This window comes from Allobosea sp. LjRoot9, assembly GCF_964252745.1.
In the GTDB taxonomy this organism is placed as follows: Bacteria; Pseudomonadota; Alphaproteobacteria; order Rhizobiales; family Beijerinckiaceae; genus Allobosea.
Map to the genome: position 1 here is coordinate 167,713 of NZ_CAXUPC020000005.1, position 13,665 is coordinate 181,377.

The 13,665-nt window shown below is 64.2% G+C and carries 13 protein-coding genes and 1 pseudogene; 12 read left to right on the top strand and 2 right to left on the bottom strand.

Translation table 11 applies throughout. From position 1 onward, the window contains the following. Nucleotide 1 precedes the first annotated feature (1 nt). The 3 genes from ACSQ3P_RS20520 to opgC all read left to right on the top strand — a co-directional run bounded on the left by ACSQ3P_RS20520 (nucleotide 2) and on the right by opgC (nucleotide 2,821). Nucleotides 2–259 carry a DUF6111 family protein gene (locus ACSQ3P_RS20520; RefSeq protein ID WP_436167339.1) on the top strand — a complete coding sequence of 86 codons (258 nt, stop codon included), beginning with the start codon at nucleotides 2–4 and terminating at the stop codon, nucleotides 257–259. Further along, nucleotides 256–1,545, top strand: a complete 1,290-nt coding sequence (locus tag ACSQ3P_RS20525; RefSeq protein ID WP_436167340.1) for a CCA tRNA nucleotidyltransferase — start codon at nucleotides 256–258, stop codon at nucleotides 1,543–1,545. Before ACSQ3P_RS20520 ends, ACSQ3P_RS20525 begins: the two co-directional genes overlap by 4 nt. Before the next feature lie 130 nt (nucleotides 1,546–1,675). Next, nucleotides 1,676–2,821, top strand: coding sequence for an OpgC domain-containing protein (opgC, locus tag ACSQ3P_RS20530; protein ID WP_436167341.1), 1,146 nt, complete (start codon nucleotides 1,676–1,678; stop codon nucleotides 2,819–2,821). Nucleotides 2,822–2,863: 42 nt separating this feature from the next. Here opgC and hemF read toward each other — a convergent pair whose 3' ends face one another. Further along, a complete protein-coding gene (gene hemF / locus ACSQ3P_RS20535) occupies nucleotides 2,864–3,733 on the bottom strand; it encodes an oxygen-dependent coproporphyrinogen oxidase (protein ID WP_436167516.1) in 870 nt (289 codons plus the stop codon). A gap of 135 nt (nucleotides 3,734–3,868) precedes the next feature. Next, nucleotides 3,869–4,396, bottom strand: a complete 528-nt coding sequence (locus ACSQ3P_RS20540; protein WP_436167517.1) for a tRNA (cytidine(34)-2'-O)-methyltransferase — start codon at nucleotides 4,394–4,396, stop codon at nucleotides 3,869–3,871. A 237-nt stretch (nucleotides 4,397–4,633) separates the two neighbouring features. On the opposite strand from ACSQ3P_RS20540, the pseudogene ACSQ3P_RS20545 reads away from it, so the two are divergent. The 9 genes and pseudogenes from ACSQ3P_RS20545 to ACSQ3P_RS20585 form a co-directional block, all read left to right on the top strand. After that, a pseudogene (locus tag ACSQ3P_RS20545) lies at nucleotides 4,634–4,828 on the top strand (helix-turn-helix domain-containing protein); the annotation flags it as partial. Nucleotides 4,829–5,283: 455 nt separating this feature from the next. Then, on the top strand, nucleotides 5,284–7,149 hold the full coding sequence (locus ACSQ3P_RS20550; RefSeq protein WP_436167342.1) for an ABC transporter ATP-binding protein: 1,866 nt from the start codon (nucleotides 5,284–5,286) through the stop codon (nucleotides 7,147–7,149). Between the two features lie 223 nt (nucleotides 7,150–7,372). Then, nucleotides 7,373–7,924, top strand: coding sequence for a ubiquinol-cytochrome c reductase iron-sulfur subunit (gene petA / locus ACSQ3P_RS20555; protein ID WP_436167343.1), 552 nt, complete (start codon nucleotides 7,373–7,375; stop codon nucleotides 7,922–7,924). An 86-nt stretch (nucleotides 7,925–8,010) separates the two neighbouring features. Further along, nucleotides 8,011–9,294 carry a cytochrome b gene (locus tag ACSQ3P_RS20560; RefSeq protein ID WP_436167344.1) on the top strand — a complete coding sequence of 428 codons (1,284 nt, stop codon included), beginning with the start codon at nucleotides 8,011–8,013 and terminating at the stop codon, nucleotides 9,292–9,294. Nucleotides 9,295–9,301: 7 nt separating this feature from the next. Then, nucleotides 9,302–10,183, top strand: a complete 882-nt coding sequence (locus ACSQ3P_RS20565; protein WP_436167345.1) for a cytochrome c1 — start codon at nucleotides 9,302–9,304, stop codon at nucleotides 10,181–10,183. A gap of 206 nt (nucleotides 10,184–10,389) precedes the next feature. Beyond that, nucleotides 10,390–11,268 carry an S-methyl-5'-thioadenosine phosphorylase gene (locus ACSQ3P_RS20570; RefSeq protein WP_436167346.1) on the top strand — a complete coding sequence of 293 codons (879 nt, stop codon included), beginning with the start codon at nucleotides 10,390–10,392 and terminating at the stop codon, nucleotides 11,266–11,268. A gap of 74 nt (nucleotides 11,269–11,342) precedes the next feature. Beyond that, on the top strand, nucleotides 11,343–11,870 hold the full coding sequence (locus tag ACSQ3P_RS20575; RefSeq protein ID WP_436167347.1) for an adenine phosphoribosyltransferase: 528 nt from the start codon (nucleotides 11,343–11,345) through the stop codon (nucleotides 11,868–11,870). 4 nt (nucleotides 11,871–11,874) lie between these two features. Next, complete coding sequence (gene mtnA, locus ACSQ3P_RS20580; protein WP_436167348.1) at nucleotides 11,875–12,981, top strand: S-methyl-5-thioribose-1-phosphate isomerase; 1,107 nt, start codon at nucleotides 11,875–11,877, stop codon at nucleotides 12,979–12,981. Further along, a complete protein-coding gene (locus tag ACSQ3P_RS20585; protein ID WP_436167349.1) occupies nucleotides 12,978–13,622 on the top strand; it encodes a class II aldolase/adducin family protein in 645 nt (214 codons plus the stop codon). Before mtnA ends, ACSQ3P_RS20585 begins: the two co-directional genes overlap by 4 nt. The last annotated feature ends 43 nt before the right edge of the window (nucleotides 13,623–13,665 follow it).

A 13,665-nucleotide genomic window follows, 5' to 3' on the forward strand; every position in this document is an offset into this window, starting at 1 on the left:
GATGCTGCGTTCGCTGATCGAGGAGTTCCTGCTCTTCGTCCTGCCTTTCTGTGCCTTTGCGGCTTATCTCGTGATCAGGCGGCGCAATCCGCTCGATGTCGAGCATTGGAGCCCGCATCTGTTCCGGCTCTCTGTCGTGGGACTTGTTCTGGGTATCGCCTTCTTCTTCGTCGCCGGATGGATCGCGCCGCGCAACCGGGGCGCCTATGAGCCGCCGCATATGGAAAACGGCCAGCTCGTGCCGGGACGGTTCAAATGAACGATGCGGCGACAACGCGGATCGCGGCCTTCCTGGCGCGCCCCGCCGTTGCCGCTGTGCTCGTGGCGCTGAACCTGAAGGGCGAGGAGACCCGCGTCATCGGCGGGGCCGTCAGGAACCTCCTGCTCGATGAGCCTGTCGGCGATGTCGATCTCGCCACCACGGCGCTGCCGCAAGAGACGATCCGGCTTGGGCGAGCGGCGGGATATAAGGCGGTTCCGACCGGCATCGAGCATGGTACGGTGACGCTCGTTCGCGACGGGGCGAGCTTCGAGGTGACGACGCTCAGGCGCGATGTCGAGACCGATGGACGTCGCGCCAAGGTCGCCTTCGGGCGCGACTTCACCGAGGACGCGCTGCGGCGCGATTTCACCATCAACGCGTTGGGCCTTGATCGGCATGGCGGACTTCACGACTACGGCGAGGGGCTGGCCGATCTCGCGGCGCGGCGCATCCGTTTCATCGGTGATCCGGCCGAGCGCATCCGCGAGGATTATCTGCGCATCCTGCGCTTCTTCCGGTTTCATGCCCGCTATGGACATGCGAGCCCCGATCCGTTGGGGCTCGCGGCCTGCATCTCCGGGCGCGCCGGGCTGCAGGGCCTGTCGCGGGAGCGCGTGCGGGCTGAGTTGTTGAAGCTGCTGGCCGCGCCCGGCGCGGTTGACGCCGTCACAGCGATGGCCGGAGCGGGGCTGCTGCTGCCGCTCATCGGCGGCGTGCCCTATCTGTCGCGTTTTGCGGCGACTGCGGGTGGGGATGCGGGGACGGGAAGGGAGGCGCAGCTCTACCCCGCCTTACGGCTCGCGGCTCTGGCTGTCGCTGTCGGCGAGGATGCACTCCGGTTGCGCGAGCGGTTGCGCCTCTCGAATGAGGAGTTCGACAGGATCGAGCGCCTCGCGGCTGCGCTGGAGGCGCTGTCGGGACATATCGCTTTGCCGACGATCGCAGCCTTGCGTCATCTGGCGCAGCGGATCGGGGCGGATGCGGTGGCCGCGGGGCTCGTCCTTCTCACGGCTCGCGCTCGCGAGCCACGGCAGATCGAAGCGCGGGCGCTGACCGCCGATCTCGGCCGGACGCCGCCTTTCCTGCCGAGCGGCCGCGATGCGCTGGCGCGTGGCGTCCCGGCCGGGCCGAAGGTCGGGCGCGTTCTGGAGGCGGCGCGGAGCGCCTGGATCGATGCAGGCTGTCCCGCCGGGCAGGTGGAGCAGGCGGCTTTCGTCAAGGCTGCTGTCGAGATGCTCGATGATGCCGCGACGGCCATCGATTTTACCAATCCGCAATCATGAATTGAAGCAATGGCCGTTTAGGTGCCTGCAACGCCAGGTTTTATCTGACGCGGGTTTGCGACTTCATAGATTATTCTACAACCTCCGGTAAGCGACGCGTGTGTCGCTTTGCTAGGATGGCTGCAGGTTAATGACAGGTCGGATTCATTCCATTGATGCGGTTCGAGGGCTGTGCCTTCTGAATATTTTCATTAACCACATCACTCTTGGATTCAGTAAAGAAATATCATTCTCAAAAATTGGACTATCTGATGCTGCCGAAATCTTTGTGCTGATTTCGGGGGTATCTACTTATCTGTTTTACGGAACGTTCCAAATCGAAGTTATGACGCGTGGTCTTTGGGGTCGTGCGATAAAACTATATGTCGTCAATGCCGCCGTCGTTTTATTGACGTTGATTGTGATTATGGTGATCGATTATTTGACGGGCGATCTCGATATTCTTGATCAAGATCTTGTTGATGCCATTCAATCGAATGGTTTAAATCGTTCTCTGTGGTTTATGTTTAGTTTTCAGCAGAGTGTCGGTTATTCCGTCGTATTGAAGCTCTATATGTATTTTATGTTGTTGTGCCCGGCTTTGATATGGCTGTCGTCCAGGATGTGGTGGTATGCGCTTCCTCCAGCGGTCCTTATCTGGGCTATGGCCGGGCAGTTCGATCTGGTCTCGCGCAACAGTCTGACCGGGGAGCCGTTTGCGCTGACGATCCTGCCCTGGACATTGATCTTTACATGCGGAATTGCGCTCGGGGCCGCGATCAAGCAGGGCGTCCGCGTGCCGCAATCGCGCCTTCTCAAGGGTTTAGCGTTTGCCTATGTGCTCGGATATGTGGTTTTCGTCACGCTGATCATGCCTCGTTGGCCCGCTGCAAGCGATTGGTTCGCAACGCGCAACGATCATTTCTGGTTGGGCGGAAGCAAGACCTATCAGTCGCCGTTGCGGCTGCTGCACGCTCTGTCGCTGGTCTATCTGTTCATTTCCTGCCCGAGGGCGCTCTTGATAAGGTTGCTGCATCAGGCGGATCCACGGAGCATTCTCTGCCGGCTGGGGCGCAGATCACTGCCTATCTTTGCATTCGGCGCAGTCGTTTCGGTTGCCGCGGATGAGGCGCTTTTCGCCGCCCATCATTTTTTCGGGGCAAAGTCTCTTCCCTCGATCGCTGTCGAGCTTGTTTTCGTTGCCTTGAGCATCGCGGTCATGGTCGCAATAGCGGACCGACGATGGCCATTCCAACGGTCAAACCGGGTCGTCGCAGAGCAGCCGATAGCGCCTTGATCTTTTGCGCGACCGTACTGCGGCGCGCCGGCGCCGCTCAGCTCACGGCCACCGGACCGTCGGCGGCAGTGAGGAGAGGATCGAATCGACATTGCCGCCGGTCTTCAGCCCGAAGATCGTGCCGCGGTCATAGAGCAGGTTGAACTCGACATAGCGGCCGCGCCGGACCTGCTGCTCGTGGCGGTCCTCCTCCGTCCAGGGCGTGGCCATGTTGGCGCGCAGGATGGCGGGATAGGCGCCGAGGAAGGCTTCGCCGACCGCTTGCGTGAAGGCGAAATCGCCCTCCGGTTCGCCCGACCAGACATAGTCGTAGAAGATGCCGCCGATGCCGCGCGGCTCGTTGCGATGCTTCAGGAAGAAATACTCATCGCACCATTGCTTGAAGCGAGGATAGTCAGCGATGGGCGCGAAGCGCTCGCAAGGGTCGCGCATCGCGGCATGGAAGGCGATCGCATCCGGGTCTTCCTGCGAGCGCCGCCGGACCAGGACCGGGGTGAGGTCCGCGCCGCCGCCGAACCAGGGTTTCGTCGTCACCACGAAGCGCGTGTTCATGTGCACGGTCGGCGCATGCGGATTCCAGGGGTGGGCGATCAGCGAGATGCCCGTCGCATGGAAGCGCGGATCCTCGGAGGCGCCCGGGATCTGGCCGGCGAATTCAGGCTGGAAGGTGCCATAGACGGTCGAGACATGGACGCCGACCTTCTCGAAGACCCTGCCCTGCATCACCGACATGACGCCGCCACCGCCCTCGGCGCCGTCATGGTTCTTGCGCTGCCAGGGAGTACGCACGAAGCGTCCCGGGGGCGAGCTCTCGGGTGGGAAAGGCCCGGTGGCCTCGTCCTCGATCGCCTCGAAGGCGGTGCAGATGCGGTCGCGCAGGCTGGCGAACCAGGCGGCTGCGCGCGGCTTCATCGCCTCTGCCAGCGCGATCGATTCCGCCAGGGTTTCAGCCTCGTATTCAGTCATGCTCGTCACCGTCGTCGCAGGATTTCATCAAAGAGGCGCGGGGAACCCTCTTCACCCCAAGTCGGATGTTTCCGACTTGGGTCACTTTAGCGGCCAATCTCGGGCAAGTCCGAGATTGGTGGGAGAGGGTTCCCCACGCCCTTCAAGCACCTCGGGATACCCGCCGACCTGGCGCAAGGCTTCGCCCAGAACAATGGCGGCCGCAACCGCGACGTTGAGCGAGCGCAAGCCGGAGCGCATTGGCACATGCACGCTCGCCTCGGCCGCCGCATAGACCTCCGGCAGGACGCCGGCGGATTCCCGCCCAACCATGACGATGTCGTCCGGCTGGAAGGCGAAGGCGGTGTGCGTGGTCACGCCGTCGGTCTCGGCCAGGATCAGGCGGTGGCCGGCCCCGCGCCGCCAGGCGTCGAAGGCGGCGAAGGAATCATGGCGCGCGATCGCGGCTCGTTCGAGATAATCCATGCCCGAGCGCCGGAAATGCCGATCGGAGACGTCGAAGGCTGCGGGCTCGACGATGTCGACCGTAACGCCGAGGCAGGCGCAAAGCCGGATCATCGTGCCGGCGTTCTGCGGGATGTCGGGCTGATAGAGGGCGAGACGCAACATGGCCGCCGTCATGGGCTGGCCATCCGATGAGCGTCAAGCGGGCGCAGGGCGATTCGCAAAGGAGATGCGCTTGGCGTGGCCCCCGGGCCCCAGGCGCAAAGCCCGGCCCAGGGCCGTGCACCCCTTGGTTTAACTAAGCATTAACCGTTTTCTCGGCCTCATCCGGCCTTCCTGAGTTGGAGCTGGGGGCTCTCGAAGGACGATGCGATGCACGATTTCAACTCCGATCCGAATGCCACGGACCATCTCGTCGGGCGTCCGGTTGCCGATGTTGAACGTGAGCTTATTCTGGCCACGCTGAGGGAAACCGGCGGTAACCGCACGCATGCGGCCAACATGCTCTGCATATCGATAAGAACCCTGCGCAACAGGCTCAGTGCCTACGCGTCCGGGGGGTATGACGTGCCCGAGCCCGGGCAGGCGCCGCAATAGAGCGGGCTTTTTTTATCGCTTTCTGCCGAAAACACGCCGTCATCCCAGGTTCCCTTCGGGCGCCCGGGATGACGGCGTGTTTTTCGTCCTAAACCGGCGTGCATTGGCGGCGGGCATGGCTGATGGCCGTGCATGTCGAGAGTTCATTCCCGCGGATCGAGGTGGGCGCTGCCAGCACTCGGCAACGGTCCGGCCGCGCCTGCGGCGTCGCGGCGGAGTTGTATTGCTGCGAGAGCAGGATGTGAAAAAGCGGGTACCGGTTTTTCACATCCTGCTCTCGCCGAACAACACATTGCGAATCGTGGCGCGTGGGCGTCGAGTGACGGCTCCTGACGTGATTGGCCGTTCGTTTCAGCCCATAATCGACCGTCTCATCCCGGGATGGTCGGGGCGAGTGTTTTTTCAGAATAGTTTATGCCTTAATTTCAAAGATATACGGGATTAATCAGACGATTATGTTTGCCGCTCTGTTCCGCTATCTCGAAACCCGCATCGATGTGTTCGCGCCTTTCGACGAGCGCGAGACGCCGCCGCGCGGCGTGTGGCCCTTCATGTGGCACCACATCAAGGGCGTGAAGGGCTGGATGGCCCTGATCATGCTGACGGGGCTCGCCTTCAGCGGCATCGAGGCGCTGATGTATCTGATGGTCGGCTGGTTCGTCGATCTCCTGGCAACGCAGTCGCCGCAGACGATCTGGAGCGACCATGGCTGGCTTCTGGCCGGCGCGGCCTTCCTGCTCGTCATCGTCCGGCCAATCGTCTATTTCGCCAATCACGCCCTCGTCGACCAGGTCGTGGTGCCGCAGATCACCAACCAGATTCGCTGGCGCAACCATGTCTATACGCTTGGTCACGCGCTCTCCTATTTCCAGAACGATTTCGCCGGGCGCCTCTCGGCGCGCGTCATCCAGGCCGGGCAGTCGATCCGCGGCGCGACGATCGAGGTCATCGACGATCTCTGGTACGCGCTGATCTTCGTCACGGTGGCGCTCGGCTTCTTCGGCAAGACCAGCCTCTGGCTCGCCTTGCCGGTGGTCGCCTGGCTCGGGGCCTATGTTGCGCTGCTGATCTATTTCGTGCCGCGCGCGAAGAAGCGTTCGGAGGCCAATTCGCTTGGCCGCTCCTCGACGACGGGGCGCATCGTCGATGCCTACACCAATATCCTCACCGTCAAGCTGTTCGCGCGCGCCGATGCCGAGCGCTCATCGGTGCGCGATTCGCTGACGCGCTGGAACGCCTCCTTCCTGCATCTCTCGCGCCTTATCACCGGCGTCAGCGTCATCCTGCAGACGATGAACAGCTTGCTCGTCGTGGTGACGGCCGGTCTGAGCCTCTGGCTCTGGAGCCATGGCGAGATGACGCCGGGCGCGGTTGCCGCTGCGATCGGCCTCGTGCTGCGGCTGGTGCAGATGTCGGGCTGGCTGATCCATCTCGTGCGCGGCGTCTTCGAGAATATCGGCTCCGTGCAGGAAAGCATGGAAACGATCGCCAAACCCCACGACCTGACCGACGCGCCCGACGCCGTGCCGCTCGTCGTCGACAAGGGCGGTATCCGCTTCGATCATGTGCGCTTCAATTATGGCCGTCAGGCCGGGCTCTTCGAAGATCTGACGCTCGATATCAAGCCGGGCGAACGCATCGGTCTCGTGGGTCCTTCCGGTGCCGGGAAATCGACGCTGGTGAACCTGCTGCTCAGGCTCTATCCGGTCGCTGGCGGGCGCGTCCTGATCGACGGCCAGGATATCGCGCTGGTGACCCAGGACAGTCTGCGCGCGCAGATCGGCATGGTGACGCAGGACAATTCGTTGCTGCATCGCTCGATCGGCGACAACATCGCCTATGGCCGCATCGGCGCGACGGAAGCCGAGATCACTGCTGCGGCCGAGCGCGCCTCGGCCCATGACTTCGTGCAGGGCCTCAGCGATCAGGACGGCCGCCAGGGCTTCGAATCGCGCGTCGGCGAGCGCGGCGTCAAGCTCTCGGGCGGGCAGCGCCAGCGCATCGCTATCGCCCGCGTGCTGCTCAAGGATGCGCCGATCCTGATCCTGGACGAGGCGACCTCGGCGCTCGATTCGGAGGTCGAGGCGACGATCCAGGAGCAATTGACCAGCCTGATGCAGGGCAAGACGGTGATCGCGATCGCGCACCGGCTCTCCACCATCGCCGCGCTCGATCGTCTGATCGTGCTCGATCAGGGCCGGATCGTCGATTCCGGCAGCCATGCCGAGCTGGTGGCGCGGGGCGGGCTCTATGGCCGGCTCTGGTCGCGGCAATCGGGTGGATTCCTGGCCGCCACCGACCCCGAAATGGTTTCGGTTTGAATCTCTGCGGCGGCGCCTCAAGCCTCGCGTCGCAAGAGGGTGGGGCGAGCGCACCGCAACAGTAGACTTCGTCCAAACTGCATGCCAAAGAGCGCGACAGTGACGTGCCGTCGCATTGCGGTGGTAACGACACGCCCGTAAGACCGAATTCAGGCGGTAAATTTCGAGTCATTCCAGACTTGGATGAATTGCCGGGCCAGAGCGACTTGCAGAGGATTGGATCGTGGCGCACGCGACCGATACGACATCGACCGAAACCACTCGCCGCGACTTCCTCATTCTGGCGACCGGCGCGGCCGGCGTCGTCAGCCTGGGCGCCATCGTCGTGCCGCTGGTGAGCCAGCTTGCCCCCGACGCGCAGACGATCGCCGCCGGCGCGCCGATGGATGTCGATCTCGCCCCGATCGCCGAAGGACAGGCGATCAAGCTGTTCTGGCGCGGCAAGCTGATCTTCGTGCGGCACCGCACCAAGAAGGAAATCGACGAGGCGCTGGCGGTCGATATCTCGACCTTGCGCGACCCGCAGACGGACCAGCAGCGCACCAAGGCGGGCCATGAGCCCTTCCTCATCGTCTACGGCAACTGCACCCATCTCGGCTGCGTGCCGCTGGGCAATTCGCCGGGCGACCCGAAGGGCGATTTCGATGGCTGGTTCTGCCCCTGCCATGGCTCGCACTACGATTCCTCCGGCCGCATCCGCAAAGGCCCTGCGCCGCTCAACCTGCCGGTGCCGCCCTACGCATTCAGCGCCGACACCAAGATCAGGATCGGCTGAACCATGCCGGTTTCCTCTGGTTTCCTTGCGGGTCTTCCCTGCCCGACGCGCCTTCGCCAAGACGATACAGCCCCGAGGCATTCCTCATGAGTGGTCATAGCTCCTACGTTCCGAAGTCGGGCATCGAACGCTGGCTGGATGTGCGCCTGCCGATCGTGCGGCTGGCGCATGATTCGGCGGTGTCCTACCCGACGCCGCGGAACCTGAATTATTTCTGGACCTTCGGTGGCATCCTGACCTTCATGCTGGTGGCGCAGATCGTCACCGGCATCATCCTGGCGATGCACTACACGCCGCAATCGACGCTGGCCTTCAACTCCGTCGAGCACATCATGCGCGATGTGAACTATGGCTGGCTGCTGCGCTACCTGCACGCCAACGGCGCCTCGATGTTCTTCGTCGCGGTTTATGTCCACATTTTCCGCGGTCTCTATTACGGCTCCTACAAGGCGCCGCGCGAGGTGCTCTGGATCCTCGGCGTGGTCATCTTCCTGCTGATGATGGCGACCGCCTTCATGGGCTACGTCCTGCCCTGGGGACAGATGTCGTTCTGGGGCGCGACCGTCATCACCAACCTGTTCTCGGCGCTGCCCGTCATCGGCGAGACGATCGTGACCTTCCTCTGGGGTGGCTACTCCGTCGACAATCCGACGCTGAACCGCTTCTTCTCGCTGCACTACCTGCTGCCGTTCATGATCTTCGGCGTGGTGATCCTGCATATCTGGGCGCTGCATGTCGTCGGGCAGAACAACCCGACCGGCGTCGAGGTGAAGAATGTCGCCAAGGACACCGTGCCGTTCACGCCCTATGCGACGATCAAGGACATGTTCGCGATGGTGGTTTTCACCATCGTGTTCTCCTGGTTCGTCTTCTACCAGCCGAACTTCATGGGCCATGCCGACAACTACATCCCGGCCAACCCGGCGGTGACGCCGTCGCATATCGTGCCCGAATGGTATTTCCTGCCGTTCTACGCAATCCTGCGCGCCATCCCCGACAAGCTCGGCGGCGTGGTCGCCATGGGCTCGGCCATCGTGGTGCTCGCCTTCCTGCCCTGGATCGATACCTCCAAGGTTCGTTCGATGTCCTATCGGCCGATCGCGCGCCAGCTCTTCTGGGCCTTCGTGGCTGTCTGCATCGGCCTTGGCTATCTCGGCGCCATGCCGGCCGAGGGCGGCTACGTCACCGCCTCGCAGATCTTCACGGTGCTGTATTTCGGCTTCTTCGTTGCCCTGTTCGTCATCGGCCTGTTCGAGCGGCCCCAGGCGCTGCCGAACTCGATCGCCGACTCCGTGCTGGACACGCTGAAGGGTGGCTCGGGAGCGCGCCTGGCCACCGCCACAGCTTCAGAACCGAACGCCAAGGGCTGACGAAACCATGACGACCACTTCGTTTCGCCTGGCTCTCGCCGGCCTCGCTGCAGGCCTCTCGCTCTCCCTGACGGTCCCGTCGGCGCTCGCCGCCGAAGGGCGCGTCGAGCCGCCGGCGCAGAGCTGGTCCTTCTCCGGACCCTTCGGCAAGTTCGACCGCGCCCAGCTGCAGCGCGGCTACAAGGTCTACAAGGAAGTCTGCTCCAGCTGCCACTCGGCGACGCTGGTGCGCTTCCGCAACCTGGCGCAGCCCGGCGGTCCCGAGTTCTCCCGGGGCCAGGTCACGGCGCTGGCGGCGACCTTCCAGGTCAAGGACGGCCCCAATGATCAGGGCGAGATGTTCGACCGGCCAGGCCGGGCTGCTGACGCCTTCCCGTCGCCGTTTCCCAACGAGCAGGCGGCTCGCGCGGCCAATGGCGGCGCCTATCCGCTGGACTTCTCGGTTCTCGCCAAGGCGCGCACCTATGAGCGCGGCTTCCCGCGCTTCATCTTCGACATCTTCACCCAGTATCAGGAGCAGGGGCCGGACTACATCCATGCGCTCCTGACCGGTTACAAGGATGCGCCGCAGGGCTTTCCGCCGCTCCTGCCTGGCCAGAACTACAACGAGTATATGCCGGGCCATCTGATCGCGATGCCCAGGCCGATCTCGGATGGGCAGGTCGAGTATCCCAAGGGGGCCGACGGCAAGTCGCCGGTGCCGGAGACGGTCGATCAGTACGCCAAGGACATTTCGGCCTTCATGGTCTGGATGGCCGAACCTCACCTCGAGGAGCGCAAGCGCATCGGCCTGTTCTGGATCAGCCTCATGGTGATCCTGGCGGGGCTGCTCTACTACACCAAGAAGAAGGTCTGGGCGCGCATGCCCGACGGTTCGCCGCTTCACTGAGCGGTCCGCGACAATCAGGAAAGGCCCCGGCGACGGGGCCTTTTTCATTCGGGAGCATCGGCCCGAAAAGAGGGGACCGGTTTTCGGGACAAGTCGATGCCGTTGAGGCTTATCGCGTCGGCTGCCCGGTTGTCGTCACAACCGTCATACAAAGCTGATCTGTCCTGCACATTGGGGCCGTCCTGTCTGACATCGAGGTAACACGCATGAGCGAAGCCGTTCTGGGAATCATCGGCGGATCGGGCATCTACGATCTGCCGGGCCTGACCGATCTGCGTGAGGAGCGCATTGAAAGCCCCTGGGGCGAGCCTTCCGACGCCTTGCGGATCGGCCGCATCGGCAAGACCAAGATCGTCTTCCTGCCGCGCCATGGCCGCGGTCACGCGATCCCGCCCTCGGAGATCAACTACCGCGCCAATATCGACGTGCTGAAGCGCGCCGGCGTCACCGACCTCGTCTCGCTCTCGGCCTGCGGCTCCTACAAGTCGGAGCTTTATCCCGGCCTGTTCGTCCTGGTCGACCAGTTCGTCGACCGCACGTCGCGGCGCGAGAGCTCCTTCTTCGGCAAGGGCTGCGTCGCCCATGTCTCCTTCTCGCATCCGGTTGGCCCGGTGCTGCAGGCACGTATCGCCGAAGCCGCCACAGCCGAGGATCTCGCCTTCGTGCGCGGCGGCACGCTGGTGACGATGGAAGGCCCGCAATTCTCGACCTATGCCGAATCCCTGACCTATAAGGGCCTCGGCTATGATCTGATCGGCATGACGGCGATGCCCGAGGCTAAGCTCGCTCGCGAGGCCGAGATCACCTATGCGACCGTGGCGATGGTCACGGATTTCGACTGCTGGCATCCCGAGCATTCCATCGTCGACGTCGCCTCGGTGGTCGCTGTGCTGCACGGCAATGCCGAGAAGGCGCGCCGGCTGGTGGCGCGATTGGCGCAGGACTTTCCGGCTGAGCGCGAGGCCTGTCCGGCCGGCTCGCACAACGCGCTCGAACACGCCATCATCACCGCGCCGGACTATCGGGACCCGGCCTTGCTGGCGAAGCTCGATGCGGTTGCCGGGCGCGTACTGAAGGCCGGTTGAGCGGCGTGCTCTTGACGTCGGGCCTCCGAGGCCCGACCAAGACGGCGCTGCCATTCCGTTCGAGACGGTCTTTCATGAACCTCGCCGACACGATCCGCGCGATTCCGGACTATCCCAAGCCCGGTATCACCTTCCGCGACATCACCACCCTCCTGGGCGATGCGCGCGCCTTTCGCCGTGCCGTGGACGAACTGGTCCAGCCTTTCGCCGGGCTGAAGATAGCCAAGATCGCGGGCATCGAGGCGCGTGGCTTCATTCTCGGCGGCGCAGTCGCGCACCAGCTTTCGGCCGGCTTCATCCCGGTGCGCAAGAAGGGCAAGCTGCCGCATGAGACGGTCAGCGTGACCTATCAGCTCGAATACGGCACCGACGAGATCGAGGTGCACAAGGACGCGGTCAAGCGCGGCGAGCGCGTGCTGCTGGTCGACGATCTGATCGCGACCGGGGGCACGGCGGAGGGGGCGGTCAGCCTGCTCTCCAGCCTGGGCGCCGAGGTCGTGGCCGCCTGCTTCATCGTCGATCTCCCCGATCTGGGGGGCGCCGACAAGGTCAGGCGGCTCGGCGTGCCGGTGCGTACGCTGGTCTCCTTCTCCGGACATTGAGCCCATGAAGATTCACGGTCAGCCCTACCGCACGATCTGGCTCGCGCAGGATGGCTGGCGTGTCTGCGTCATCGACCAGACCAGGCTGCCCTTCCGCTTCGAGACGGTGACGCTGGGCTCCGTCGAGCAGGCGGCCGACGCGATCCGGACGATGATCGTGCGCGGCGCGCCACTGATCGGTGCGACGGCAGCCTATGGCGTGGCGCTGGCGATGCGGAGCGATCCGTCCGATGCCGCATTGGACGCTGTGCTGGCGCTGCTGGGCGCGACGCGACCGACCGCCGTCAACCTGCACTGGGCCTTGAACCGCATGCGTGCCCGGCTCGTGGGCCTGAAGCCCAGGTCGCGCGCCCAGGCGGCCTATACCGAGGCTGCCCTGCTTTGCGACGAGGACGTCGCGCTCTGCCGGGCGATCGGCGACCATGGTCTGCTGCTGATCCGCGAGATCGCGTCGCGCAAGCTGGCCGGCGAACCGATCAACATCCTGACCCACTGCAATGCCGGCTGGCTCGCCACCGTCGATTGGGGCACGGCTCTGGCGCCGATCTACCGTGCTCATGATGCCGGCCTACCCGTCCATGTCTGGGTCGACGAGACGCGTCCGCGCAACCAGGGCGCGGCGTTGACGGCCTATGAACTCGGCGCTCATGGCGTGCCCCATAGCGTGATCGTGGACAATGCCGGCGGGCATCTGATGCAGCGCGGACAGGTCGACATGGTCATCGTCGGCACCGACCGCACCACCGCGACCGGCGATGTCGCCAACAAGATCGGCACCTATCTCAAGGCGCTCGCCGCGCATGACAACGGCGTGCCGTTCTATGTCGCGTTGCCCTCACCGACGATCGACTGGAGCCTGAGCGATGGCTTCAGCATTCCGATCGAGGAGCGCGCAGCGCGCGAGGTTACGCATCTCTCGGGCCTGAATGAGGATGGCGAGGTCGCTTCGTTCCGCATCGCTGCGCCCGGCAGTCCGGCGGTGAATCCCGCCTTCGACGTCACGCCGGCCCGGCTCGTGACGGCGCTGATCACCGAGCGCGGCGTCGCACCGGCCACAGCCGAAGGGCTGGCCGCTCTCTTTCCGGATCTCGCGCGCGGAGCCGCAGCATGAATGAGGCAGGTTTGCGCTCGCAGATCGTCGCGGTCGCCCAGGCGATCGACAAGGCCGGCTTCTGCCCGTCGAAATCCGGTAATGTCTCGGCGCGCTTCGGTGATGGCCTGCTGATCACGCCGTCGGGCCTGCCCTATGCGCAGACGGCGCCCGAAGACCTGATCCATCTTTCGCTCGAAGGGATGGTGCTCAGCGGTGCGCGCAAGCCCTCCTCGGAGTGGCCGTTCCATGTCGAGATCTACAAGGCGCGGCCCGATGCTCAGGCGATCGTGCACACGCATTCGCCACGCGCCACCGCGCTCTCCTGCACGCGGCGCGGCATCCCGGCCTTCCACTACATGATCGCGCTCTGCGGCGGGGCCGATGTCCGCTGCGCGCCTTACGCCACCTTCGGCACGCCGGAACTGGCGGCGAACGCGGTCAGGGCCCTGGAGGGTCGCAAGGCGGTCCTGCTCGCCAATCACGGCGTCATCGCGCTGGGCGGGTCGCTTGCGGGCGCACATCAGATCGTGGCCGAGGTCGAGAACCTCGCCGGGCAGTATCTCGAAATCCTGGCGGCGGGGCTGGAGCCGGCGATCCTCGACGAGGCCGAGATGGCGCGGGTGAGCGCGAAGTTCGCCGGCTATGGCAAGGTGGGCTGACCTTAGAGGCTGTTAGGGAGCCCCATACCGCTTGTTAAGGCCT